Origin of the sequence: Pseudomonas silesiensis (genome assembly GCF_001661075.1) — a bacterium.
Taxonomy (GTDB): Bacteria; Pseudomonadota; Gammaproteobacteria; order Pseudomonadales; family Pseudomonadaceae; genus Aquipseudomonas; species Aquipseudomonas silesiensis.
The window spans coordinates 1,217,119-1,242,152 of the sequence record NZ_CP014870.1 but is presented as its reverse complement, the minus strand read 5'-3'; the positions used below and the strand labels follow the sequence as shown (position 1 = coordinate 1,242,152).

Annotated in this window: 24 protein-coding genes and 1 pseudogene; 13 read left to right on the top strand and 12 right to left on the bottom strand. The window is 57.4% G+C overall.

Translation table 11 applies throughout. The features are described from left to right. Positions 1–29 precede the first annotated feature (29 nt). Together PMA3_RS05570 and PMA3_RS05565 are read right to left on the bottom strand one after the other, a co-directional pair. On the bottom strand, positions 30–1,319 hold the full coding sequence (locus PMA3_RS05570; protein ID WP_064676235.1) for an McrC family protein: 1,290 nt from the start codon (positions 1,317–1,319) through the stop codon (positions 30–32). Continuing rightward, positions 1,316–3,421, bottom strand: coding sequence for an AAA family ATPase (locus tag PMA3_RS05565; protein WP_064676234.1), 2,106 nt, complete (start codon positions 3,419–3,421; stop codon positions 1,316–1,318). The genes PMA3_RS05570 and PMA3_RS05565 overlap by 4 nt, the downstream gene beginning before the upstream one ends. 220 nt (positions 3,422–3,641) lie before the next feature. Here PMA3_RS05565 and PMA3_RS30475 point away from each other — a divergent pair. From PMA3_RS30475 to PMA3_RS05550, 4 genes and pseudogenes are all read left to right on the top strand, one after another. Beyond that, positions 3,642–4,013 (top strand): annotated as a pseudogene (locus PMA3_RS30475) (BRO-N domain-containing protein); the annotation flags it as partial. Between the two features lie 681 nt (positions 4,014–4,694). Further along, positions 4,695–5,078: a helix-turn-helix transcriptional regulator gene (locus PMA3_RS05560; RefSeq protein WP_064676233.1), complete on the top strand. Its 384-nt coding sequence runs from the start codon at positions 4,695–4,697 to the stop codon at positions 5,076–5,078. Continuing rightward, complete coding sequence (locus PMA3_RS05555; RefSeq protein ID WP_064676232.1) at positions 5,072–6,385, top strand: type II toxin-antitoxin system HipA family toxin; 1,314 nt, start codon at positions 5,072–5,074, stop codon at positions 6,383–6,385. The genes PMA3_RS05560 and PMA3_RS05555 overlap by 7 nt, the downstream gene beginning before the upstream one ends. 30 nt (positions 6,386–6,415) lie before the next feature. Next, a complete protein-coding gene (locus tag PMA3_RS05550) occupies positions 6,416–7,405 on the top strand; it encodes a hypothetical protein (protein ID WP_064676231.1) in 990 nt (329 codons plus the stop codon). A 14-nt stretch (positions 7,406–7,419) separates the two neighbouring features. On the opposite strand, the gene PMA3_RS05545 is transcribed toward PMA3_RS05550, so the two are convergent. Together PMA3_RS05545 and bglX are read right to left on the bottom strand one after the other, a co-directional pair. After that, the gene (locus PMA3_RS05545; protein WP_064676230.1) at positions 7,420–7,650 is read right to left on the bottom strand and encodes a hypothetical protein; all 231 of its coding nucleotides are present in this window, start codon (positions 7,648–7,650) and stop codon (positions 7,420–7,422) included. Further along, positions 7,647–9,944, bottom strand: a complete 2,298-nt coding sequence (bglX, locus tag PMA3_RS05540) for a beta-glucosidase BglX (RefSeq protein ID WP_064676229.1) — start codon at positions 9,942–9,944, stop codon at positions 7,647–7,649. Before bglX ends, PMA3_RS05545 begins: the two co-directional genes overlap by 4 nt. Positions 9,945–10,271: 327 nt before the next feature. On the opposite strand from bglX, the gene PMA3_RS05535 reads away from it, so the two are divergent. After that, the gene (locus PMA3_RS05535) at positions 10,272–10,589 is read left to right on the top strand and encodes a helix-turn-helix domain-containing protein (RefSeq protein ID WP_064676228.1); all 318 of its coding nucleotides are present in this window, start codon (positions 10,272–10,274) and stop codon (positions 10,587–10,589) included. 70 nt (positions 10,590–10,659) lie between these two features. Here the strand turns inward: PMA3_RS05535 and PMA3_RS05530 are convergent, their stop codons facing one another. Then, positions 10,660–12,180, bottom strand: a complete 1,521-nt coding sequence (locus PMA3_RS05530; protein WP_064676227.1) for an amidase family protein — start codon at positions 12,178–12,180, stop codon at positions 10,660–10,662. A 136-nt stretch (positions 12,181–12,316) separates the two neighbouring features. Further along, positions 12,317–13,369 (bottom strand): MBL fold metallo-hydrolase, encoded by a 1,053-nt coding sequence (locus PMA3_RS05525; RefSeq protein WP_064676226.1) that lies wholly within the window; start codon positions 13,367–13,369, stop codon positions 12,317–12,319. A 211-nt stretch (positions 13,370–13,580) separates the two neighbouring features. Here PMA3_RS05525 and PMA3_RS05520 point away from each other — a divergent pair, with 211 nt between their 5' ends. Continuing rightward, positions 13,581–14,189 carry a TetR/AcrR family transcriptional regulator gene (locus tag PMA3_RS05520; RefSeq protein ID WP_064676225.1) on the top strand — a complete coding sequence of 203 codons (609 nt, stop codon included), beginning with the start codon at positions 13,581–13,583 and terminating at the stop codon, positions 14,187–14,189. A gap of 65 nt (positions 14,190–14,254) precedes the next feature. Next, the gene (locus PMA3_RS05515) at positions 14,255–14,785 is read left to right on the top strand and encodes a DUF1003 domain-containing protein (RefSeq protein ID WP_064676224.1); all 531 of its coding nucleotides are present in this window, start codon (positions 14,255–14,257) and stop codon (positions 14,783–14,785) included. On the opposite strand, the gene PMA3_RS05510 is transcribed toward PMA3_RS05515, so the two are convergent. Next, positions 14,770–15,117 (bottom strand): DUF2025 family protein, encoded by a 348-nt coding sequence (locus PMA3_RS05510; protein WP_064676223.1) that lies wholly within the window; start codon positions 15,115–15,117, stop codon positions 14,770–14,772. The genes PMA3_RS05515 and PMA3_RS05510 overlap by 16 nt on opposite strands. A 234-nt stretch (positions 15,118–15,351) precedes the next feature. On the opposite strand from PMA3_RS05510, the gene PMA3_RS05505 reads away from it, so the two are divergent. The 3 genes from PMA3_RS05505 (at position 15,352) to PMA3_RS05495 (ending at position 18,249) form a co-directional block, all read left to right on the top strand. After that, entirely contained in the window at positions 15,352–16,479 is a 1,128-nt protein-coding gene (locus tag PMA3_RS05505) for a glycerophosphodiester phosphodiesterase (RefSeq protein ID WP_064676222.1), read from the top strand. A 128-nt stretch (positions 16,480–16,607) separates the two neighbouring features. Continuing rightward, positions 16,608–16,913: a PepSY domain-containing protein gene (locus tag PMA3_RS05500; RefSeq protein ID WP_064676221.1), complete on the top strand. Its 306-nt coding sequence runs from the start codon at positions 16,608–16,610 to the stop codon at positions 16,911–16,913. A gap of 157 nt (positions 16,914–17,070) precedes the next feature. After that, positions 17,071–18,249: a GAF domain-containing sensor histidine kinase gene (locus PMA3_RS05495; RefSeq protein WP_064676220.1), complete on the top strand. Its 1,179-nt coding sequence runs from the start codon at positions 17,071–17,073 to the stop codon at positions 18,247–18,249. 136 nt (positions 18,250–18,385) lie between these two features. On the opposite strand, the gene PMA3_RS05490 is transcribed toward PMA3_RS05495, so the two are convergent. Next, positions 18,386–18,826: a multidrug/biocide efflux PACE transporter gene (locus PMA3_RS05490; protein ID WP_064676219.1), complete on the bottom strand. Its 441-nt coding sequence runs from the start codon at positions 18,824–18,826 to the stop codon at positions 18,386–18,388. Positions 18,827–18,915: 89 nt separating this feature from the next. Between PMA3_RS05490 and PMA3_RS05485 the strand changes: the two genes are divergently transcribed. Next, positions 18,916–19,770 carry a LysR family transcriptional regulator gene (locus PMA3_RS05485; protein ID WP_064676218.1) on the top strand — a complete coding sequence of 285 codons (855 nt, stop codon included), beginning with the start codon at positions 18,916–18,918 and terminating at the stop codon, positions 19,768–19,770. Between the two features lie 111 nt (positions 19,771–19,881). On the opposite strand, the gene PMA3_RS05480 is transcribed toward PMA3_RS05485, so the two are convergent. From PMA3_RS05480 to PMA3_RS05470, 3 genes are all read right to left on the bottom strand, one after another. Continuing rightward, positions 19,882–21,117, bottom strand: a complete 1,236-nt coding sequence (locus PMA3_RS05480) for an RNA polymerase sigma factor (RefSeq protein ID WP_064676217.1) — start codon at positions 21,115–21,117, stop codon at positions 19,882–19,884. Positions 21,118–21,214: 97 nt separating this feature from the next. Further along, entirely contained in the window at positions 21,215–21,559 is a 345-nt protein-coding gene (locus PMA3_RS05475; protein ID WP_064676216.1) for a YciI family protein, read from the bottom strand. 116 nt (positions 21,560–21,675) lie between these two features. Beyond that, the gene (locus tag PMA3_RS05470; protein ID WP_064676215.1) at positions 21,676–22,101 is read right to left on the bottom strand and encodes a YybH family protein; all 426 of its coding nucleotides are present in this window, start codon (positions 22,099–22,101) and stop codon (positions 21,676–21,678) included. A 140-nt stretch (positions 22,102–22,241) separates the two neighbouring features. Between PMA3_RS05470 and PMA3_RS05465 the strand changes: the two genes are divergently transcribed. Next, positions 22,242–22,727 (top strand): GNAT family N-acetyltransferase, encoded by a 486-nt coding sequence (locus PMA3_RS05465; RefSeq protein WP_064676214.1) that lies wholly within the window; start codon positions 22,242–22,244, stop codon positions 22,725–22,727. Between the two features lie 248 nt (positions 22,728–22,975). On the opposite strand, the gene emhR is transcribed toward PMA3_RS05465, so the two are convergent. Beyond that, complete coding sequence (gene emhR / locus PMA3_RS05460) at positions 22,976–23,608, bottom strand: efflux system transcriptional repressor EmhR (protein ID WP_064676213.1); 633 nt, start codon at positions 23,606–23,608, stop codon at positions 22,976–22,978. Positions 23,609–23,873: 265 nt separating this feature from the next. On the opposite strand from emhR, the gene PMA3_RS05455 reads away from it, so the two are divergent. Continuing rightward, entirely contained in the window at positions 23,874–25,031 is a 1,158-nt protein-coding gene (locus PMA3_RS05455; RefSeq protein ID WP_064676212.1) for an efflux RND transporter periplasmic adaptor subunit, read from the top strand. Positions 25,032–25,034 lie beyond the last annotated feature (3 nt).

Here is a 25,034-nt window from a genome sequence, read left to right as displayed (position 1 = left end):
TGCACCCGTTTGATTGGGAACGTTGAGTGTCACGCCGATTGCTGTTGTTGAGAGTGAAGCGGGAACCCTTCAGGAGCTCCTAACAATACGCCACGTTCCATATCAAACGGCAGTACCCAAAGTGCGAGCCGCGGAGCGAACTCGAATACCTGCAGCGGCGCGTCAAATGCGGATCGTCTGGGGTAAATCAGCACCAACTCCCCCTCGCCCGCGAGGTATTTGTGGCCATAAGCAAACAACTGATAAAAGTCGGACTGCTTCAGACCGTAACTTATATCCTCAGCGGATGAATTCAACCGCTTCCATTTTGTGTCCAGCACCCAACTCTTTTGTTGATGGTGAACCATCAGGTCCGGCCGTAGCTGGAAGAAATTTTTGCCTTTGTGCTGACACAAATACTCACTGCGGGATTGAGTTTGAAGTTGTGCATCGCCCTGCAAATCCCTGCCAAGACTCGCAGCTACATAGCGCTCAAACAGCCGTTCCATCGGAAACAACAAGCTCATGCCATGCCAATCTCCAGCAACCGCCAAAGGCATCTGTTGCTTGATGATCAGCTCGCACCAGGGTTTTACCGGAACGTAGTGCGCCATCAGTCGCTCGTTGCTCCATTGTTTAAAATCCTGTTGCACGTCACGGCTTGTTGGCACCTCTAACAAGACACTTCTTAGCTCATGAGCCAGTCGCCAATTAGCGGCATCATTAGTCTTTTTGCAGACCTGATCTAACGCTAATTTGAGCAACCGATTTTCTGGTCGGTCGGGCAGATAGATGTCATGTCGAATCTGAAAATTGTGCTGACGACCAGGGGGTTGGCGCATCTGCTTAACCACATCCAATTGACCACGCAGGAATCGCTGCTCCTCCTCTACGCGTTGGTAGTCAAAGCGTAGACCTCGCTTAATCAAATGATCCAGAGCCAGCAAGAATCGGCCCATGACCCATTCGCTCAACGGCGCATCGAAGTTTTGTAGATCCGCTGCGCCAACTTCTCGGGTAGGTAAATTTAGAGAAGCTTGAATCATGCGTCGCAATAAGGCTCTGCTCTGATTAACGCAGTCCTCTCGCTCAAAATGCTTGGGGAGAATTTCAAGACGCGTACCACAGGGTGTTTCCAACACACCAACGTAGTTGTCTAGTTTGAGCAAACACCGACTCTCAAGCTGAACCAGTGTAGCTCCTGCATTGCTGAAAGTAGCATTCAATTTGCACAGCCAGTCAAAGGCGGAAGTTGATACTTGAGCAAGATCCAACGTAGGCACAGTGACGATATCTGTCGTCAATCTCGCGTATTCGCGAACCGTGATGACGGGTTTCACGCCGTCACACCTTTCAATGCGCTAATAACAGCCGCACCAAGATGTCGAGTATTAAACTCGCGACCACTTGCATGGTGCGTTGTCAGGCCATGCTCTGCGGCAAGCTTTCGCAAAATGGGTTTAGAAGGACTGACGATCTTCCCAGACTTCAAGACCTCGATTGTTCCGCTTTCAAGCTGACGAACCTGAATGCCGTCTTTTTCCGCCCCGATAGATTCCTGGACCTTTGGAGGTACTAATTGGTGATCAATAATACCCCAGAAAGATTCAATCCGAGCAAAGGCATCCTCGTTTATAAACCATTGATTATTTTGGCTACTCAGTACCACTTTATCGCCAAACAAAGATTCTGAGTTGAATAGCGCCTGTTCGACAAAGCAATTTTCAGAGGCCTTGCGATGATCGTTAAGGATCCACTGAATCCGTAGCCAATCCTCGAAAAAATACTCTTGCAGCAATGGAAGCACTTGCTCGCGAAAAATTTGTCCCAGTCGCTCCAGCGTACAATCTTCCACTAACGGCATAAAATACGCGTGCCCTAAACAATGATCTCGATCTAGCAGCATCTCGATTCGCTGATTCATCACTATTAGGAGTTGGGCAACATTTAGTTCCCCCACGGCAACGTCTTTCAGCAGCTCTGGTTTAGGCGGCATTTCGCGGAACGTGAAACGACGACGTAATGCGATATCTAGGCCAGCCAATGAACGGTCGGCGGTATTCATCGTACCAATGATGTAGACATTACTCGGTACGCTGAAATGATCCTTCGAATACGGCAGCGTCAACGTCAATGCCTCAGCAGCTCCGGCGCGTTTGGAAGGTTCGATTAACGTAATTAGCTCACCGAATATCCGAGAAATATTGCCTCGATTTATTTCGTCGATGATAAGTACGCGTGCGTTGCTGGATCGGACTGTTACCTCAACCTCTGCGCGATCAGATGGAGTATCCAAAATGCGCTCGACCAAAACCGGAAAAATATTGTTGTAGCCATTGATCAGAAATGGCTCCAGCTTAGTTTCTGATATCTTGTCAAAAACTAGCTTATTGCGAATATCTGAGACGGTTAACCGGCCGGAACGCACATATTCAGCAAGCGTATTGAGCATGCTCATCCCAATCGGTAGTTCCTTTCCATTGGGTTTTACTAAATTGAGCAACTCAATGGATGCACTAGCAACTACGTATCCCGTGCCAAATGACTCCCCTTTCGCAAAGCGAACACATGGACTAAATTTACCAGCAGAATTTTGGAGCGGCGCTCCGAGTAACTGAGCCAGCTTACTGCGATCCAGCGATCCAGCCCCCAACTCATAAAGCGTGCGCTGGGTAAATTTACCATTCATAAGTTGCTCATGAGGCAATGACGGCTCATAAATTCGTAACCATTTCACCGAACGACATTGCCCGTATTCGAAATCTTGATCCTCGCGATTTAGGCAACGGTACTCTCCGGTCACCTCACCAATCGCACGAAATTTGGTATTGCCTTCGGTTACGACAAGCAAATCACCAATTTTCATTTTCAGTAAAAAACTGTGAACTGCGGTAATCCCATAAGCATTTGCAGGCAGAACCTCCCCTCCCTCAGCAAAGCGTTGGACGATATCTTCTCGGCTCTTGCAACCACTGAAATCAATGCACCCGCCATAACCCAGCAAGGCGTAGTTGTTCTCTTTACACTCATCAAAAATATACGCATCGCTGCCATGAGTGTTACCCAACGACATTTTCCAGACACGACGCCGCTCTATATCAATCGGCGCAGCGGCTTGCTGAGTTACCTTGGCAATAGCAGTGGTACACAAATTTTTAAACACGCCATCGACTACGTCGTAGCGTAGTTGCCCATCTTCCCCGCTTTCCGCACGCAAACCTTCGACAAAATCTTCGTAGCTAAAGCTTTGATGAAACGTAACGAACTCAATATGCCTATCTGCAGCAAGCTCATCAAAGCGCCTTTTCAGAGCAATCCGATCGTCTTTGTTGGCCTGGAGAAACTCGGGAACAAGAATTTCCAGAGCTGCTTCGATAGTCGCGTAAGTCTTACCGGTTCCCGGTGGGCCAAACAAGATTTGGTTAAGTGCAGGTGAAGTCATCGAGTCGCTATCCTTGCTACGTGAGCGAAATGGGCATCGCGGGGTTGCGCCTCGACCAGAATCGTTACGGCTCGTAGGAACAGAAACTCAACGTAGGAAACAGCGCACAGCCGCAGGAAATTAATCCTACAAAGGTAACCACATTGCTATCACGGGTAAAGCCACACAGATAAGTAGGTCGGTTGTGTAAAAAACTGTGCAGGACGAGAGCTTAGCTGTGCGCAAGCTCGATGCTGACCAGAGGCAGAAGATGTTCGTCCAGGTCTATGGAGGCGTCGATGAATCCTTGATGGTTAGCGAGTCGGGTGTTTATGCCTTGTTGATTTATCACTACTGCCCGGAATACCGACTGCTACGCGAATGGCTGACGCATCAGGTCGTACCAGCGCTTCGCGATGCTCGACCATCGCGAGCGGTGGAGCGTCCGACGATGAGTGTTCTGGATTGGCCGCAGATGTCGCTCTGTATGCTGCATTGGCAGGATGAACCGTGGATTCGGTTGCGGGATATGCCTTGTGTGTTAGCGGACGATCCGTTCAATCAGCGAGGATCCTGGTGGCGTAAGGCATCACGGGTACTGCGAGGTTTTTGATCGCCAATTGCTGCGTAAAAAATCCGCTGCGTGTATCTCAGGCAGCGGATTTTTTAAGTGGTGTGTTTACTGACGCCTTCACGAGCAGGCTCGCTCCTACAGGGGTCTGCGGCGGGTTTGAAAACATTAGTTTCCCGCGCCTCTCACAACCGTGCCGAAACCACCCTCCCCCATACCCCTGAATAATCTCGTCCGCAGTGACTAACCTGCCTGGCTTGCCAGCCACCACGTTAGTCCGAAGTGGAGATCAGATACGTATGCCTCGGCGCAAAGGCTTACGACAGTCAACGCCAGACTGAGCGAGATCAATTTCAATGTCTTCATGTGGGGGCTACCCGGGAGTAGTCGATGTCCCTGTTCGCCGAATGGCTCGCCAGCGTCCGTGAATAAGAGTAGCCCTTACTGCCGAGCTTTCAGCGCCTAGAAACTTGCACAGTAGCCCGCAAAATCTGATATTTCGTCTAGGTTCATGGACATTATCAGTGTTACGACTATCCTGAATATCAGGATAAGGCTCTAATATCTACAAATCAGGATGCAAAGGTAAATCTCGGCATCTAATGCCTAAATTTCTATACAAAGGCCTTGCACCTAAGCGGCTCTACCCTGATCATTGCCAATGTCTAGATTTGAATACATAAACTCAATATTTTTCGCATTTGGCCTAGGGATTTAGACACTATGCGCCTCCAAGCCATGACTGACGATGCCATTGCCACCTCAATCGGAGCACGACTCCAAGAGGTGCGCCTGAAAAAAAATTTGAGTCAAGAGCAAGTGGCTGAGCAAGCCGGCATTAGCCGCCAAACCTTGATCAATATCCTGCATGGGAAAGGCACGATGGTGAACCTGGTGGCGGTCCTGCGTGCCATGGGTGAGTTGGAAAGGTTGACCTCGCTTATCCAGGCTGTCCGGCCGAGCCCACTGCAGGTGATCAAGATGGCCGGCAGTCCCCGCGTGCGAGCAACTGGTGTGCGGGCGGCCCGCATGGTGAGCAAGGCGCCAGCAGCGAGCAGTGTAGTCTCAGCGCCCAAGGACAAGGTTAAGAAGGAAGATCAGTGGTGATTACTGCAAAAGTGTATCTGTTCGATCTGTTTGTAGGCGGGCTCCTTTGGGATGAGGACAGCCAGCTGGGTCTGTTCGAATACGATCCCGAATTCGTTAAAACGGGCATCGAGATCTCACCGATCCACATGCCACTGGCAGCGAATCAAACCTACGCCTTTCCAAGCCTGAATCGAGAGACGTACAAAGGGCTCCCAGCGACTCTGGCTGACTCCTTACCGGACGATTTCGGTAACGCCCTGATCGATGCCTGGTTGGCAAAAGAGGGCCGAGACAAATCGACTTTCACACCAGTCGAACGAATTTTGTATCAGGGAAGCAGAGGAATGGGGGGATTAGAGTATCGACCTGCCCTCGATGGCTCTGCCAAGGCCAGTGAGAGCATCCAGATTGAGGCGCTGGTCGAGCTCGCAAGTGAAGTGCTTTCTCAGCGGGAAAGCCTGGCCGATCGTCTCGCAAAACACGACCCAAATGTCGATGATGCGGCTCTTCAACGCTTGATTCAGGTGGGTACCAGCGCTGGCGGCGCCCGGGCAAAAGCTGTCATCGCGATGAACGCGGCCGGTGAGATCCGCTCAGGCCAAGTCAAAGCCCCAAAAGGGTTTACTTACTGGCTGTTGAAATTCGACGTTGCCAAAAACACAGATGTGCTGGCCGACTCTCAAGGCTTTGGGCGCGTGGAATATGCCTACTCACTCATGGCGAAAGAGGCCGGCATCACCATGAACCCGTGTGAATTGCTGCAAGAAGGCGGCCGCGCTCACTTTTTAACAAAGCGTTTTGATCGGACCGACGACGGCGACAAAATCCACATGGCAACCCTGTGCGCACTGGACCATGCTGACTACAAGCAGCCGGGCGGCTATTCGTATGAGGAAGCCTTCAGTGTGATGCGAGTCCTCGGGCTGTCGCGCCAGGACGCCGTAGAGTATTACCGCCGCATGGTTTTCAACGTGGTGGGGCGCAACCAGGACGATCATACGAAGAACACCAGCTTTTTGATGGATTCGCAGGGGACGTGGACCCTCTCTCCAGCCTACGATGTTTCATGGTCATACCAGCCGGGCAGTTTTTGGGTTGAGACCCACCAAATGACGGTCAACGGGAAGCGCGACAAATTTGAAATCGCTGACTTGGAGGCTGTCGCCAAACAAGTCCGTGGCATGGATGCTTCAACCATCATCAAAGAAGTGTGTGCTGCAGTTAAGCGCTGGCGTGAAATCGCGGAATCGGTGGGCGTAGCTCCGCGGTTGATCGACGCGATCGAGAATACTCATCGTCTCTACTTAGGCGAAACGCTTACCTAGACCCTTCCCCTCAAGGATCCGAGCCCTTCCATGAAATTCGACCTCGCCTACTGCCTCAGCCTCGACGCCAAGCTGTCGATCTATGACGTGCGCGATTTGAATTTTGACGAGACGATGGCGTTCGATTCCGCCAAGGAGCACTTCCAGTGCCCCAACGATGCCTGCCGCTTGGCGTTCGATGCGGTGAATGTGTTGGGGACGTTCAACGCCAAGAATGTGAATTACGTGCGCACCCCGCATTTCAAGAACATTCCCAGCACCCGGCATGTCGAGGGTTGTCCTTATGTCAGCCTGAGGACGCCAGCGTCGGGCGTGGAGGTGGACGGCGCGGAAACGGATGACAGCCGCGAGGAGCATTTTCCGTCGGAGTTGTTGCTGACCCGGCGTGAGTATGTGCGCAAGCCGTCCAGCCCGGCGGTGGTGGTGGATGTCGTGCGGGATGATCCGAAACCACCTTCAACGGCCAGTGACGTCGAGCATTCGACACGCGACTCGGCGCCGGACAAGACCAGCGTCTTCGCCCACCCGGTAGAGTGTTTCGTGTCGAACTTCGAGGACAAGGCGCTGCTCAAGCGCATGCCGCTGAAGATCGGCGAGCACACGGCGCCTTATGCATCATTCTTCAAGAAGATCGAGTATCTGCAGGACAACAAGGGACTGATCTACTGGGGCAAGATCAAGGAGATCAAGGATTACACCCAGAGCTTTCGCATCGATTTCGAGCAGAAGGTCTGGTTCAAGCAAGGGGATGAGGCGAAGAAGAAGCCTTATTCGGTCAACGTTTACCTGAGCAAGAAGCTGATCGAGAACTACCGCAAGCGCAAGGCGTTTCTGGAGGAGATCAAGCATGCCATCGACAGTGATGCCGAGTTGTTTTGCTTCTTTTATGGGGTGACGCCGGAGTTGCAGCAGGTGCCGAGCAAGAAGAACCCCGAGCAGACGTTCGGGGTGTTCAGTGCCGATATCGAGAACCTGGATCACTTCATTATTCGTGAGGCGCCGGGGTTGGCGGACAAGTAACTCGCTGCATAGCGTTATTGCAACGGCTGATCCTGCTGCTCGTGGGCCGCTTCCAGCTCCCGTATCTCTCGTTTTACTTCATCACGTCGGTTGCGTGCGTCCTGGATAACGGACTCGTCGAGACCACCGTACTGACGCATCCAGTGGGCCATCATTTGCTCATCCGGCCCTGAATAACCTTTGGCGCTTTTGTTGCCCTTGATGAAGCTGTTCATCTTTGCGTCAAAGCTTGGCAGCGTATTCATAACAGCTCAAATCGCCGCTGCTTCACCTCCCGCGAATCCAGGCCGATCATTACGCTGAACTCCCCCGGCTCGGCCGCGTACTCCAGTTGTGCGTTGTAGAACTTGAGATCTTCTTCGCTCAAGTTGAAGTGCACGACTTGTTCTTCCCCTGCCTGCAGCATGATTTTTTGAAAGCCCTTCAATTCCTTGACGGGGCGGCTGATCGAGGCGCTGATATCGTGGATGTATAGTTGCACGACGGTTCCCCCGGCGCGCTGACCAATGTTTTTCACCACCACACTCGCGCCCAGGGCTTCACCGCGCTTGAGGCTTTGGCGAGTAAGGGTGATGTCCGAGACGCTGAAATTGGTGTAACTCAAGCCGAAACCGAACGGATAAAGCGGCCCATAGGCTTCATCGAAGTAACGAGAAGTCACCGCTCGTGGGGCATCGGCTTGATAGGGCCGGCTGGTGTTCAGGTGGCTGTAGTATGTAGGCACCTGGCCCACGGAGCGTGGGAAACTGATCGGCAGTTTTCCTGAAGGGTTGTAGTCCCCGAACAGCACATCGGCGATGGCGTTGCCGCCTTCTGTGCCGCTGTACCAGGTTTCCAGGACCGCATCGGCCAGTTGATGTTCCACGCCAATGGACAGTGGTCGGCCATTCATCAACACCAGCACCAAGGGTTTGCCGGTGCTTTTGAGTGCGCTGATGAGCTGCGTCTGATACCCCGGCAAGGCCAGGCTGGCACGACTGGCCCCTTCATAGGACATGCCCCGGGATTCGCCGACCACCACAACCACCACATCGGCCTGTCGGGCAACATCCATCGCCTCTTGCAACATGCGCGTCGGCGAGCGTGGGTCGACTTCCACATCGGCAGGGTTGGCACCGGGGGCATTAAGGTAGTCGAGGACCAGAGGATCGCCCGTGACGTCTGCCCCACGGGCGTATAGCAGCCGGTTCGGCGCATCGAGCGCATGGGCGATGCCGTCATACACCGAGATCGCTTGCGCGGAGGAGCCGATGGAGCTCCAATTGCCCAGTATGTCGACGCGACTTTTGGCCAGAGGTCCGACGACGGCGACCACGGCGGTCTTGTCGAGCGGCAATACCGCCCGATCATTTTTCAGCAACACCAGACTTTTGCGGGCGACGTCTCGGACCTGTGCGCGATGCAGGCGGTGCTCGGCATTGATATCCGCTGGATCATCCTTGGCGGTACCGATGCGCAAGTAGGGGTCGGCAAACAATCCCAAATCGTATTTGGCTCCCAGGACTTCCCGCACGGCGTCATCAATGTCTTTCTGCGACACCGCTCCCGATTGCAACAGACCGGGCAATTCGTCACGAAAGTAAGTGTCGGACATGCTCATGCTGACCCCGGCCTTGATCGCCAACATGGCTGCCTCACGGCCATCACGGGCCACCCCATGACTGACCAGTTCAGCCACAGCATTGAAGTCCGTGATGACCAGCCCCTTGAAACGCCATTGCTGGCGCAGCAGGTCGCGGATCAACCAGATGTTGGACGTGGCCGGTATGCCGTTGATGGCGACGTACGTCAGCATCATCGCGCCGACACCAGCCTTTACCGCAGCGCGATAGGGTGGCAGATAGTCCTGATACATTCGCGGCAGGCTCATGTCCACCGAGTTGTAGTCGCGCCCACCTTCCGCGGCGCCGTACAAGGCAAAATGCTTGGCGCTCGCCATGACGTTACCGGCAGCGTCCAGTGTGGCGCCTTGCAGTGCGTTGACCATCGATTCGGTGTAGCGGGCGGACAGATGGGTATCCTCGCCCCAGCCTTCCGAAGCCCTGCCCCAGCGCGGATCCCGAGCAATATCGACCATCGGTGAAAACACCATATCCAGCCCGTCTGCACTGGCCTCTTTCGCGGCGATGCGACCGGAAAGCGCAATCGCATCGGTATCCCAGGTGGAAGCCAAGCCAAGACCGATGGGGAACAGCGTGCGATGACCGTGAATTACGTCGTAGGCGAAGAACAGAGGGATTTTCAAACGACTGCGCAGAGCTGCGTCCTGGAACTCCCGTAGCTCACTACGACCCACGGCGTAGAAAATGCCACCGAGTGTTGATGCGCCAGCCTCCTCAAGCAATTGCTCGCGGGGTGATTGCGCGCCAATGCAATTCAATCTGAGCTGGCCGATCTTTTCTTCGACCGTCATCTGTCGCATCAGCTTGTCGATGAAATGGAGCTTGGCATAGTCAGGAGCAGATTCCGGCCACGATTGCGCCCCAATGCCATCACTGCTCAAGAGAGTAACCAGGATCAACCAGGCTGCTTTGCGCATTGTTTTCCGTCCTTGGGGGGCTGGGTGTTCAGCGTCCCTCAAACAAAAAACCCCGTCTACTGTCAGTTCTGACAGGTGGCTGCTCTCATAATCACGTATGTGACGCGGTCATGCTCGTCGTTACCAGCGTCAACAGGCCGATACATACCCGCGCGTGCACTCTATCCGGTATCCGCCTGTTTCGCCGGGTGCCGGAAGAGCCCACCGTCGGTCTGGCTGGAGGGGGTGAAATAGGATGCATCAAAAAATGAGTTTGATCCGGGGGCAAAACAACTGTACAAAAACACAGTATATTTTGAACCGACACTCTCGAGCCCGGAGAACACCATGGCCTCTTATGCGATGAAGATCACCCTGGAACGTATCGCCCTTTTCCAATTCACGCCAACCCACTGCGCCCAGGCCCGGGCGATGCTGGGTTGGAGTATTGAAGAGTTGTCTGAAGAAGCCGGTGTTTCGGTTGACGCCATTCGACGGTTCGAAGCCGAGCGTGATGTGCTGGATGTGACCCGGCTGGCGCTGGCTTACCGGTTTGAAGCGGAGGGGTTGGTGTTCTTCCCGGGGTTTGCGCCGGGGAGAGGGATGAATGTGAAGGGATCGACGCCGAATCCGGTGGGACGGGCGGATTATGCGATGGTTGAGTGATCTGGCAGGAGCAGCTCTGACGCTCAATGAGCGTCGAGCTATGACTAGCCTAGCCAGCACCCGCCAGTGCCTACGGCTTAAACGCCGGTGCCCGCCACGCACGAGACACTTGTTCATAACCGTACGCTAATGCCAGCAGCCGGGCCTCGCTCCAGCGTGCGCCGAAGAAGTACACCGAGGTCGGCACCCCGCCATCGTCGATCCCGGATGGCACCATGATGCCGGGATAACCCGCCAGCGGGGCGGCGTTCAAGCCGGGTGAGCCGACGTCCAGCACCAGGGCGTCCAGTTGATGGGTGACCAGCACGTTGTCGATGGCGGCCGCATTTTCGCTTTGGATTTTTTGCCACAACTGGTTGTACGTACTCTCGTCAAAATCGATCTTGCTGGCCGCGCTCAACATCGTCTGCCCATAACCTTCAGCCCCGGGGGACTTTTCGTTGAATTGCACAATCGCCTCAAGACTCGGTGCCACAAGTCCTTTGCGAGTTGCCAGATAGCCTGGCAGGTTGCGCTTGATACCCATCGAGAAGGCCTCCTCTATCTGTTCCGATTCCGGTTCAATGAACTCCACCGGGATCAAGGTGGCGCCTGCGGCCTGCATGATTTCCAGCGCCAGGGAGAACTGGGGGTCGAGCTGTTTCGCCTCTATGCCGGTGTCGAATTTCACCGGATAACCGATGCGCCGCCCTTCCAGAGCGTTGGGTTGCAGCCATTGCGTATAGTCCACGTCGCGCACGGACTGCGGTTTCTTGACCGGCTCGTCATCGTCATTACCGGTCATGGCGTTCAACAGCAGTGCAGCCTCGCGGACGGTGCGCGTCATCGGCCCGGGCGTATCGGTTTTATAGGTTACGGGAATGATGCCGCTACGACTGAGCAGGCCCGCGGTAGGCCTGAGGCCCACTACCCCGTTGAGGGCAGCCGGGCAGATGATCGAGCCGGAGGTTTCCGTGCCGACGGCCAGGGGGGCGAAACCAGCGGCGACAGCGGCGCCGGAGCCCGAGCTGGAACCGCAGGGCGTTTCACTCAACACGTGGGGATTTTTGGTTTGTCCACCGCGGCCACTCCACCCAGCCGGGATGGAAAGGTCGCGGACGTTGGCCCACTCGCTGAGGTTGGTTTTCCCCAGGATAACCGCCCCGGCCGCCCTGAGTCGTTGCACGATAAAGGCGTCCTGCGCGGCGGGTTGCCCGATCATGGCCAACGACCCGGCGCTGGTCTGCATCTGGTCGGAGGTATCGATATTGTCTTTGAGCAATACCGGAATGCCATGCAGTGGGCCTCGACTATGCCCTGCCCGTCGCTCCTGATCCAGCGACTCGGCAATGGCCAATGCCTCCGGATTGAGTTCAATGATCGCGTTGATCGCCGGTCCCTGTTTATCCAGCTGTTCGATCCGCTGTTGCAAGTGCTGCACCAGCGTTACCGCACTCAGCTGATTGCGCTCCATTCTTTTGCCGAGTTCATCGACACTTAAATATTCCAGCCCCGATTCGGCTGACGACGTTTGCGCAAGGGCTGCGCTTGCAACCGTCAGAAGCACCAGCGAGGCCAGTCGCGTCATGCAGGCTTTTGATGTCACATCCATGTGATAAAAATCCTTGTGATGATGGATAGCGGGTGAATGAGTTCACCCGCTATCCAGCCTATCGACGCCGCTGGAAATGTCCGTCATCACTTATCGCTGGATCCTGTACGAATACGCGCCCCGCCCTGTAGCCGCTTTAGCCGACACTCTGCTGGTACACCTGCTGCTCGACCTCATCCCACCAGGTACTGCCTCGCTGCGGATGCAGCACATTGAAGGCTTGCCCCATCTGCGGCGTGGTGATCGACACATTGCGCTCCCAGGCCAACGCCAGGATCCGGTCAAAGGGTTCGTACCAGGCATGCATCGACAGATCGAAAGTACCGTTGTGGATCGGCAGCAACCACCGCCCTTTCAGATCGATATGCGCCTGCAAGGTCTGCTCCGGCTGCATGTGCACATGGGGCCACTCGACGTTGTAGGCGCCGGTTTCCATCAGTGTCAGGTCGAACGGCCCGTACTGTTCGCCGATGCGTTTGAAGCCGTCGAAATAGCCACTGTCACCGCTGAAGAAGATCCGCGTGTCGCCGTCGATCATCACCCATGAAGCCCACAGCGTGCTGTTGCCATCGAACAGGCTACGGCCGGAAAAGTGCTGCGAAGGGGTGGCGATGAACTCCAGGCCATCGACCTCGGTACCTTGCCACCAGTCCAGCTGACGCACCTTGCTGGCGTCGACGCCCCACTTGATCAGGGTGTCGCCCACGCCCAGGGGCGTCAGGAAGTAGTTGGCCTTGTCCGCCAGTTGGCGGATCGCCTGATAATCGAGGTGGTCGTAGTGATCGTGGGACAGGATCACCGCTTCAATCGGCGGCAGTTCTTCCAGACTGATCGGCGGCTGATGGAAACGCTTGGGGCCGGCCCATTGCACCGGTGAGGCGCGTTCGGCGAAGACCGGGTCGGTGATCCAGAATTTGTCGCGCAGTTTCAGCAGGACGGTGGAATGACCGAGGCGGTAGACGCTGTGATTGGGCGCAGCGATCAATGCCGCTCGCGTCAGGCTTTGTACCGGAACGGCTGCCGTCGGGCGGGTGTTGTTTGGTTTGTGGAAGATCACGTTCCACATAATGCGCAAGGTTTTGCGAAAACCTTCGCGCTGCACCGGGGCATGGTTGCGATATTGCCCTTGAGTCTGTCGCGACGCTTCAGGTGTGGAGGCGTTGTCCGCCGGGGAAATTGAGGTGGCCATGGCTGAAGACTCCAGGAAAACCGCTGATTGGCGGCCCTCTGCTTTGAAACGTTAAATGGCCGAGCACGCACGCACTAGCCGAAAACTCTATGGTCACTGCACAGGATTAACAGAGCATTACACTGCACAGTGTAGTTTCTAGGTTGCATCATTGCCGATCACAAGTAAACTGATCAGTGTAATCTTTACTTTTTCCTGACGAAGCGTTGCCATGACCGCCCCACAGCGCCTTACCGATCGAAAACGTGCAGCCATCATTCAGGCGGCGATTGCCGAATTCCGTGCCAACGGTTTCGACATCACCAGCATGGACAAGATCGCCGCCACCGCCGGGGTATCAAAACGCACGGTGTACAACCACTTCCCCAGCAAGGAAGAGTTGTTCGCCGAAATCCTCAATCAGTTGTGGGCTCGGCTGACCGCAGAACCGGAAACGTCCTACCGCCCTGACCTGCCCCTGCGCGAGCAGATGCGCCGGATGCTGATGGCAAAATTGCAGATGATGAGCGACGACAATTTTCTCGACCTGGCCCGGGTCGCCATTGCCGCCACCATTCACTCCCCGGAGCGTGCGCAGAACATGGTCGCGCGAATGGGTGAACGCGAAGAAAGCCTGACCCTGTGGATCCGTGCCGCCCAGGCCGATGGCCGGTTAAAACCGGTCGAACCGGAATTTGCCGCGCAGCAGATTCAGGGGATGCTCAAATCCTTTGCCTTCTGGCCGCAGATTTCCATGGGCCTGCCAACCCTGTCAGCCGAGCGGCAGAGCACCGTTGTGGAGTCGGCGCTGGACATGTTTCTGGCCTGTCATCAGGTCTAGATCAAGCTCTGGCTGCGCCCGGGCGCTATAGTGAGTCCCAGTCCCAGCGCCAGGCAGAGAGCCCCATGACCACCGAAACCAAACACACCGCTCCCGTCGATCACCTGCGTTTCCACCGGCCTCACGCGCACCTGGCGCCTACTTTCGGCAACGACAAGTTCGCCTTGCGCGCCGAGGCCTTTGCGCGTTTCTTCGGCACACCGACCTTTCTCGGTGCGCAAACGCTGATCGTGGTGGTGTGGATTTGCCTCAACCTGTTTGGCGTGGCTCACTTTGACCTGTACCCGTTCATCCTGCTCAACCTGGCGTTCAGCCTGCAATCGGCTTACGCCGCACCGCTGATTCTGCTGGCCCAGACCCGCCAGGCCGCCCGCGACAAAGCCCAGTCCGACGCCGATGCGCAGCACCGCGAAGCCCTGGCCGTGGCCAACGCGGAACGTCAAGCCCAGGCAGCGCAGAACTCCGCGCAATTGTTGGAATTGCTGGAGCAAAACACCCGGCTGACCGAAATGACCAAGACCCTGACCGAACGCATCGAAAGCCTGACGTCGGAGATGCATCAGCACTTTGTGGGCAAGGATCAGCCAGGCAGCTGATCAGCGAACCGCTGCACCAAACTGCGCACCGCCGTAATCTGCGGCACTTCCCGCCGATTCATATACACCCGCAACGGCTCGGTAATGTTGATCCGGTCGTCGATATTCTGATCCAGCAGCAACTGGATCGACTCGCGCTTGAGGGTCATAGCCTGTTCCGGACCGGTTGCCCAGACGAACTCGCTCACGGGAATAATGCCGTCGTCCGCCACGTCCATGCCGAACGCGTCTTCACTGAAGCGGACGATGTACTGGCCGGTTTTGCGGTTGAGGCCGACGAAGCCCTGGAGTTGGTCGGCCGCCTGGCAGATGAGCTGGGAAGTGATGCGCATGGTAAACCTCACAATGGGTCGCGAAGGACCGGTGATCGATGGTTTACACGCAAGGCAAGTGAATGGCGTTCCCTCTGCCGGGGACGCTGCCGGGGCCAAGAGTACTGCAAAGAACCGCACGAAAGCGCGGGAAAAATCTGCTTTAAACAGGTTTATGTCGGTCTCGCGATAGCGCTGGCAGCCCTCAGTTGTTAAAAGGGAGCTCTTTGAAAAACTGCGAAAGGACCTCGACCCATGCCCGTCACCTTCACCCGAAGCGCCCTGTTGCTGAGTGTGCTGCTTGGCCTCGGCCAGGCGCAGGCCGCCAGCGAACCCAGCCCCACTGCACTGGCGACCCGCCTGGGTATCCCGCATCCGGCGGTGATCGCCCACCGGGGCGCGTCATTCGATGCGCCGGAATCCACCGCCCCGGCTTACAAGCTGGCGCGGGATCTGGGGGCCGATTACCTGGAGCTGGACTTGCAGCGCAGCAAGGACGGCGTGCTGTTCGCCCTGCACGACGACAACCTGCAACGCACCACCGACGTCGCCAGCAAATTTCCGGAGCGCAAGGACAGCCCGGCCAACGCCTTCACCCTTGCCGAACTGAAAACCCTCGATGCCGGCAGCTGGTTCAATAGCGCTTACCCGGATCGCGCCCGTCCGTCCTATGCGGGGCTGAAGATCCTGACCCTGGACGAGATCATCGACATCGCCCAGGGCAACCCGCTGCACAAGCCGGGCCTGTACATCGAAACCAAGGAACCGAAACAGTTTCCCGGTCTCGAACGCGACCTCAAGGAGAAACTCCAGGATCGCGGCTGGTTGAGCCCGATCGGTTCGAAACTGGCGAAAAGCGAACTGGCGGTCGGCCAGGGCAAAGGCAAGGTGGTGTTGCAGACGTTCGAGAAGGGCAGCCTCGAACTGCTGGAAAAGGAAATGCCACAAGTGCCGAAGATCCTGCTGCTGTGGGTCGGCGCAGGCAGCATCGAGCCCAAGTCCAAGGTGACGTTTGCCGAATCCGGCGACAAGGACAAAGCGACGTTCTACGCCAGGCAGCAACCGAAGGACAAAGCCGAATTCCAGCGCTGGGTCGAGTACGCCAAGGCCCAGGGCGCGATCGGCACCGGCCCGTCTGTCAGGCTGACCCAGAGGGGTGACCAGAGCTACTCGGACCTGGTGCAACCGTGGATGAACCAGTACACCCATGACCAGGGCTTGCTGGTGCACGCCTACACCGTTGACGATGCAGTGGATTATCAGAAGGTCATGGATGCCGGCGTCGATGGCATCTTTACCAATCGCGCCAGCGAATTGCTCAAGTTTTATAAACGGCCGGCGGCGGCGAGTGTTGCGCAGTTGTTGCAGAACAATGGGTATTGATTCGAGACCGAGGCGCCTGCTTCGCGGGCAAGCCTCGCTCCTACGGGAGGTTTTCGGAATTAAGGGTGAATTAAGTTGCCACAGTTAATCTGATCCCACTTAAACAGATCATCCAAGGAAAGAACCCCATGAAAACCCTGACTGCCTTGTTCACCGCTGCCGCCCTGACCCTTACCGCTGGCCTGGCCCAGGCCGATGTTCCTGTCGATCAGATCCCACAGTTGGTCAAAGATAAAAAGATCATGCCGCTGGAAGAACTGAACAAGATCGTTCTGAAGTTGCACCCGGGTGCCACGATTACCGACAGCGACCTGGACAACCACTTCAACAACTATGAATACGAAGTCGAACTGCGCGATGCCAAAAACGTTGAATGGGACGTGGATTTGAACGCAGCCACCGGCGAAGTCCTGAAAAACAAGCAAGACGACTGATACACACATCAAAAAGCCGCACGCCTTTCGGGTCGTGCGGCTTTTTTGCATTCTGCATCAGCTGATTCCCGACGCCCTCAATCAAGTGACGCCAACCTCGCCCCAGCCCGCTAGAATTCCTCCACACGCACGGCATCTTGCAGCGAGAACAACGTACATGGGTCAGACAGCGGCAGCAGATATCGCCACCATCGGTCGCATCAGCGCGGTGCCCGCCATACTTCAGGTGATCCGCGAAATGACCGGCCTGCGTTTTGCTGCAGTGGCCCGCGTGACAGAAGATGCCTGGACCGCCTGTGCGGTGCTCGATCAACTGGGTTTTGGCCTGCAGGTCGGTGGTGAACTGGAGGTGACGACCACCCTGTGTCACGAAATCCGTCAGGCCCACCGCGCCGTGGTGATCGACAAGGCCAGTGACGATCCGCTTTACCGCGATCACCACACGCCGCGCCTGTATCAATTCGAAAGCTACATCTCGGTACCGATTTTTCGCACGGACGGGCGTTTCTTCGGCACCATCTGCGCCCTTGACCCCAACCCGGCGCCGCTCACCTCCAGCACGATCCAGAGCACCATGGAGTCGTTCGCGCGGATGCTGGCGCTGCAGATCGAATCCGAAGAAAACCAGCAGAAGACCGAAGCGGCCCTGATTCAGGAGCAGGAAGCCGGCGAACTGCGCGAACAGTTTATCGCCGTGCTCGGGCATGACTTGCGCAACCCCTTGTTTGCCATCAGCGCCGGCGCGGAAATGCTCCTGCGCAAGTTTCCAGACCCGGCCACCGACAAGCTGGTGCGCCACATTCTCACCAGCGCCCGGCGCGCGACCAAACTGGTCAACGATGTACTGGACTTCACCCGCGGTACCATGGGCAAGGGCATTCCGGTGATTATCGAGCCGTGTCCGGATCTGGAAGGGGCATTGCGCCATGTGATCGCTGAAATCCAGAGCGTGCACCCCGACCGCAGTATCGTGGCGTCCATTGGCGACTTGCGCGGTGCGCAGTGCGATCGCGAGCGCGTCGCGCAATTGGCCTCCAATCTGGTGGCCAACGCTGTCGCCCATGGCGATGCGGCGGGTTCAGTGGTGGTCAGCGCGCGGATCGATCAAGGCACCTTTGTGCTGAGCGTGAAAAATCAGGGACAAATTGCCGAGCAGGTGTTGCCGCATCTGTTCCGCCCTTACTCGCGACCATCGCACGATACACCCCAGGCCGGCCTCGGGTTGGGCTTGTACATCGCCAGCGAAATCGCCAAATCCCATGGGGGAACACTGGAGGTGGTCTCCAACGCCGAGCAGGGCACGATCTTCACCTTCAGCCTGCCGCTCCGTCGATAACAATCCCTCTACAGATCAGCGGTGATTGTAGGAGCGAGCTTGCTCGCGAAGAACGTAGAGGCTCCGGGTTCAATCAGGTTGGGCGCGTTATCGTTAACGACCTTCGCTGCGGTGCGGCGATCCGACAAGCCAGTTCCTACAGATTTTCACAAGCACTGCGCATGACCATCCGCTCACGCACCACGTCATACGCCCAGTGATAAACATAGGTATACGGCAGGAAGAACAGCAACACACCGATGTCCAGCAGGAACGCCTGCCACAGGCTGACATTCAGCCACCAGGCAATCAGCGGCACGCCGACGGCGACCAGGCCGCCCTCGAACAGCAACGCATGCACCACCCGAACCCAGGCGTTGCGCACAAGGGCGAGACGGTTGAGCACGCGATCGAACACGCCGTTGAAGACCACGTTCCAGGCCAGGGCCAATGCAGCGATGGCCAGGGTCGCCACGCCCATTTCCAGCATCGGCTTGTCCATGACCCAGGCGAGCAACGGGGTGCAGATCAACACCGCCAGCAGTTCGAAACCAATGGCCTGGAAAATACGTTCAGTGATGGATTTGTTGGCGTTCATGGCCAGACTCCCTGGGTGACTGTGGTTGCCATGGTCCGCCATCACACCGATACTTCATAACCAATAACCATCGATCAAGGCGATAGTTTATGGCCTCTCACGAAGTGTTGCTGGCGTTCGTCCAGGCGGCGACGCAAGGCTCGTTCTCCGCGGCGGCGCGCAAGCTGGGCCGCAGTCAGTCGACCATCAGCGCGGCAGTGGCCAGCCTGGAGATCGACCTGAACCTGACCTTGTTCGATCGCAGCAGCCGCAAGCCCGGCCTGACCCCGGCCGGGCATGTGGTCTTGCAGCGGGCCGAGGCGATTCTGGCGGCCACCAGCCGCCTGGAAATGACCGCCAGCCAACTGTCCCAGGGGGTCGAGGCGAAGCTGACGGTGGCGTTGTCCGACACCTACCAGTCCGACCGGTTCGAAGAGGCACTCGGTACTTTCGAACAGCGTTATCCGGACCTCGAGCTCGAATGCCTGATTGCCGAATGCGATGACCTGGTGGCGCTGGTGCAAAGCGGTCGCGCCCATGTCGCCTTCGCCGAGCGGCAAGACAGCTACCCGCCGGACCTGGCCAGTTCGACAGTGGACGAACGCACGGAAATCGCCCTGTTCGTCGCCCACGGGCATCCGTTGGCGGCGTTGGCAAAGGTCGATCAGGAGATGCTGCAACAGCACCGCGAATTGCGGCTGGCGACCATCGTCAATCCCTATGAAAGCCGGGCGAAGGGGCGCGTCTGGTCGGCGCCGAGCTACCTGATGCTGCTGGAAATGGCCCAGGGCGGATTCGGCTGGGCGCCGTTGCCACGGTGGTTGGTGGAACGCTTTGGTGCGGGGGCGTTGCAGGAGCTTCAGGTGCGCGGCTGGCCGAAGACGGTGTCGGTGGATGCGCTGTGGTCACGGTTGAATCCGCCGGGGCCGGCGGGGAGTTGGTTGATCGGCAAGATGCTGGAATAGCGGCGCGGCCATTCGCGGGCAAGCCTCGCTCCTACAGGATCGAGCCCATCTTGTGATTGACCTGGCCCCGTAGGAGCGAGGCTTGCCCGCGAAGAGGCCCGAGGGATCACCTCACTCCAACCCCTTGAGCCGCCCCTCGATAAACCGCCGCTCCGGCACCTGTTGCGTCAACTCAAGCGCCCGCTCATACGCCGCCCGCGCTTCATCCACCCGCCCCAACTGCCGACAAAACTCCGCCCGCGCCGAATGCGCCAAGTGGTAATCCAGCAACTCACCGCGCTGCAGAATCCCTTCGATCAAGATCAACCCCGCCAACGGTCCATCCCGCTTGGCCAGTGCCGCAGCCCGGTTCAGTTCGATCACCGGTGAAGGCATGGCCTGCACCAGTACGTCATACAGACCGACAATCTGCGGCCAGTCCGTCTCCCCCGCCTTCGCTGCCTCGGCATGCACCGCCGCAATCGCCGCCTGCAGGCAATAAGGTCCGAAACGCCGGGTCTTCAGTGCCCGCGCCACCAGCGCGCAACCTTCGGCGATCATCCCGGCATCCCACAACGAACGATCCTGCTCATCCAGCACAATCAGCTCGCCACTGGCCGATGTCCGGGCCAGGCGCCGCGCCTCGTGCAACAGCATCAACGCCAGCAGGCCCATCACCTCCGGTTCCGGCAGCAATTCGACCAGCAACCGGCCGAGCCGGATCGCTTCGCGGGTCAACTCCTCACGGGTCAATTCGGCGCCGACGGACGCCGAGTAGCCTTCGTTGAACACCAGGTAAATCACCCGCAGCACGCTGTCGAGGCGTTCGGGCAATTCCGCCAGGGTCGGCACTTGATAGGGAATGTTCGCGTCACGGATTTTCGCTTTGGCGCGCACGATGCGCTGGGCAATGGTGGGCGGTGTCGAGAGGAAGGCCCGGGCGATTTCTTCGGTGGTCAGGTCGCAGACTTCCCGCAGGGTCAACGGCACCTGCGCGTCCGCCGCCAGTGCCGGGTGACAGCAGGTAAAGATCAGGCGCAGGCGGTCGTCTTCCACGTCTTCGTCACTCCAGTCGGCCTGCTCCAGCGCCTCCAGTTGCGCGATCAACAATGGCCGGGACGCGTTGAAGCGCGCGCGCCGACGCAACACATCAATGGCCTTGAAGCGCCCGGTAGACACCAGCCAGGCCCGCGGATTGTCCGGCACACCGTCACGCTGCCAGCGCTCGACCGCGACGAAAAACGCCTCGTGCAAGGCCTCTTCGGCCAAATCGAAATCGCCGAGCAGCCGGATCAGGGTCGCCAGGATCCGCCGCGACTCCTCACGGTAGACCTGTTCGACCCGAGCCGTCACCGCGACATCAGGCATCAGACCGGCAGGCCTTCGGTCATCGCCGATTCGACTTCGGCAGGTTGCTTGTTACAGGGTTGCGGGCTCATGCAGATCTCCTGTTTTTGCTGAAGGTTCAGGGGTTCAACTGGCGAACGGGGCGCACCTCGACACAGCCCACCCGGGCCGCCGGGATGTGGCCGGCGACCTGGAGCGCTTCATTGAGGTCCTTGGCATCGATCAGGTAGAAGCCGGCCAACTGTTCCTTGGTTTCGGCAAACGGGCCGTCGGTGATCGACATTTTCCCGTTGCGCATGCGCACCGTGGTCGCGGTCTGCACCGACTCCAGTGCTTCGGCCGCGAGCATCCGGCCACTGCCCTGGATCGACTCGGCGTAGGCCATGCATTCGGCGTCTTTCGGGCTGTCGGGCAGCGAATGCAACTCGAGCTCGTTGCTGTAGACCAGGCATAGGTATTTCATGACGCTCTCCGTTTCTTGAGGCTCTGCGCTGATCGAACTGGTCGAACTGGTCGAACTGATCAACTATGGCTGCAGATTGGCGTTATGGCGCTGTTTGTCGATCAACCGCCAGGCGATCAAGGTTCCAGATTGAACAGCGCCGTGCCGCTCATCATGTCGAACGGGGCCGACCAGTGTTCGTGGACGATGCGCCATTGTCCGGCCTCGCGCCGATAACAGGCGGTCACGCGCATCCAGCAGGCCTGGGTTTCACCCTTTTCATTGGTGCCCCCGCAATGGGCCAGCCAGTGGGCAAAGGCGATGTGCTCGTCCGCCACGATGTTCATCTGGTCGAAGTCAAAGGTGTGCGGGCCCTGGCACATTTCCATGCATTCCAGCCAATGCGCGCGGTAGGCGGCCTTGCCCCGGAATTGCAGGGCCTTGACGGCGTCGTAGGAGACGATGTCGTCGGCATACAAGGCCATGATTTTCTCCACATCCTTGGCGATGACCGCCTGGCGATAGGTGTCGATCAGGGTCTGGATCTCGTGGGTAGCGTTCATGGTGGTTCTCCGTGGTTTTTGTTGGAAGACACCCTTTGTCGTCTGGCTAAACGCCAAATCGACAACCGAAATAAAAATAATCCGTCGGCACAAACTCGTTAGAATCTGAAACATCTTGGTAATGGAAAAAGGATACTCCAGTGACAGCCAGACTCGTGCCTTACGAAAGCCTGAACGCGCTCCAGCGTCGGCAGGTCGAGGCCATTGAAGTGCATAAAGAACAAATCAGGTTCTCTGGTGACATCCACGGTGCGTTGCACAGCTTGTTGTCAAAGCCCGGCCCCGGGGTCAAGGGATTTGCCCTGCTGGCCGAGGACATTCCCGTGGCCTTTCTGCTGCTCAAACGCCCGCCGGTGCTGCCCGCCTGGGCCGACGAACACAGTGCGACCCTGCATGCATTGCAAGTGGATCAACGCGCTCAGGGCAAAGGCTATGGCAAGGCCTGCCTGCAGGCGTTGCCCGAGGTGGCGCGCCAGGCCTGGCCAGAGATCAAGGGGCTGGAATTGTCAGTGGATGCCGACAACGTGTCGGCCATCGCGCTTTACGCAAAATTCGGCTGGGTCGACAGCGGTGAGGCCTATAAGGGCCGGATAGGTTACGAGCGGCGGATGGGGCTGATGTTCTGACCCTTTCAGCACTGGCGCTGGAGCCAGGCAATAGCAAGATCATTGAGGCCAATCGGCGCGATACCGCTCCCGCCGACGCCACACTCAATCAAACTCGACACAAATTCCCTACAAAATACCGGGTTCGCTCGCTGTCATCTGCAAGAGTCTACGTATATAAAAGCCCCCCGTTGCGACAACGGGAGCAAAGAACCGAGCTTCACCCCTGTCGACCAATGGCAGAACCGGACTCATTTGTTCATTTTGTTTTATTTGCACAGACTCGGGCTCAGGCGCAGCATATCCAACCCTGTATCGGCCCAACGCTCGGCTTCGGCGTGCAGTTCAAAACTGTCGGGGGCCAACAGCCACTGGTACAGGATGCCATCGATGTACGCATGCAGGCTGATGGCGGCGCGGGCGGTGTCGAGGTTTTCCGGCAACTGTCCGCGATTCACTGCATTACTCAGGGCCAGGGCGATTCGCCCGTTGCAATCGAGACTGGCCGAGCGACGCTGCTGGCGCAGATCGCACATTTCATCGGTGAATTCGCACTTATGAAACAGAATCTCATTGATGCGCCGGGTTTTCGGGTCCAGGGCAACTTGATGAAACAAATGAATCAGCAGCTTGCGCATGCAACCCAGCGGGTCAGGTTCATCTGCGCTTTCGCTGGCCGTGGCCATTTCATCCAGCGGCTCATGCAGGGTGTCGAGCATGGCCTGCACCAGGTCCGCCTTGTTGCTGAAATGCCAATAGATGGCCCCGCGCGTGACGCCGGCCAGGGTCGCGATGTCCGCCAGTGTCGTGCGCGCCACGCCCCGCTCGAAAAAGGCTTTTTCGGCCGCTTCGAGTATCTGGCTACGGGTTTCTTGAGCTTCCTCTTTGGTACGACGGACCATGGCAGTACAACCTCAATCAGGATGCTTCAGCGATGACTGGATATCAGCTGAATAAAAGTGGGGCGAACGCTCTCAGGCGGCGTCCCCACCCTACAGTTCGAACTCTTGAACAAATTTTGTAACGTCAAGGTGACACGGTTCAGCTATTTACAAACAACCATGAACGTAAGTATATTACTTAGCAAGCTACTTATCCACTCAGCGCAAAATTTTTACCTTTCCACCTTTCGAGTGCGCACTGTGCGTGCCTGACCCGAGGATTTTCATGCAATTCAAGCCAGCTGTTACCGCTCTGGTCACCGCCGTCGCCTTGGCCACACTGCTTGGCGGATGCAAAAAGGAAGAGGCCGCGCCTGCAGCACCGCCCCCTCAGGTCGGCGTCGTCACCTTGCAACCACAAGCCTTCACCCTGACCTCCGAGCTCCCGGGCCGCACCAGCGCGTTCCGCATCGCCGAGGTTCGCCCTCAGGTCAACGGCATCATTCTCAAGCGCCTGTTCAAGGAAGGCGGCGACGTCAAGGCCGGTCAGCAGCTGTATCAGATCGATCCGGCCGTTTATGAAGCCACCCTGAAAAGCGCCCAGGCCAATCTGCAACAGACCAAGTCGATCTCCGATCGCTACCAGCAACTGGTCAAGGAGCAGGCTGTCAGCCGCCAGGAATACGACACGGCCCTGGCTAACCGGCTGCAAGCGGAAGCGACCATGCAAAGCGCGCAGATCAATGTGCGCTACACCAAGGTGTACGCGCCGATCTCCGGCCGTATCGGCCGTTCTACGGTGACCGAAGGCGCGCTGGTGACCAGCGGCCAGGCCGAAGCCATGGCCGTGATTCACCAGCTCGACCCGATCTACGTCGACGTGACCCAGTCCTCCGTGGAGCTGCTTCAACTGCGCCGCGAACTGGAAAGCGGTCGCCTGCAAAAAGCTGGCGACACTGCCGCCATGGTCAAGCTGACCCTGGAAGATGGCAGCGAATACAAACAATCGGGCAAGCTCGAGTTCTCCGAAGTCTCGGTGGACCAGACCACCGGTTCCGTGACCTTGCGTGCGGTGTTCCCTAACCCTGATCACACCTTGCTGCCAGGCATGTTTGTTCACGCCCAGCTGCAATCGGGCGTGAACAGCGCGGCGATCCTCGCACCGCAACAAGGTGTGACCCGCGACCTCAAAGGCAGCCCGACCGCATTGGTCGTCGGCCCGGACAACAAGGTTGAATTGCGTCAGCTCAAGGCCAGCCGCACCGTGGGCAGCCAATGGCTGATCGAAGATGGCTTGAAGGCCGGCGATCGACTGATCACCGAAGGGCTGCAATACGTCAAACCTGGCATTGAAGTCAAAGCCAGTGAAGCGACTAACGTTGGCGCAAAGAACCCGGCCCCCGCACAGGTAGCTGACAAGGCTGCCGGCGGCAAAGGGGAGTAGACC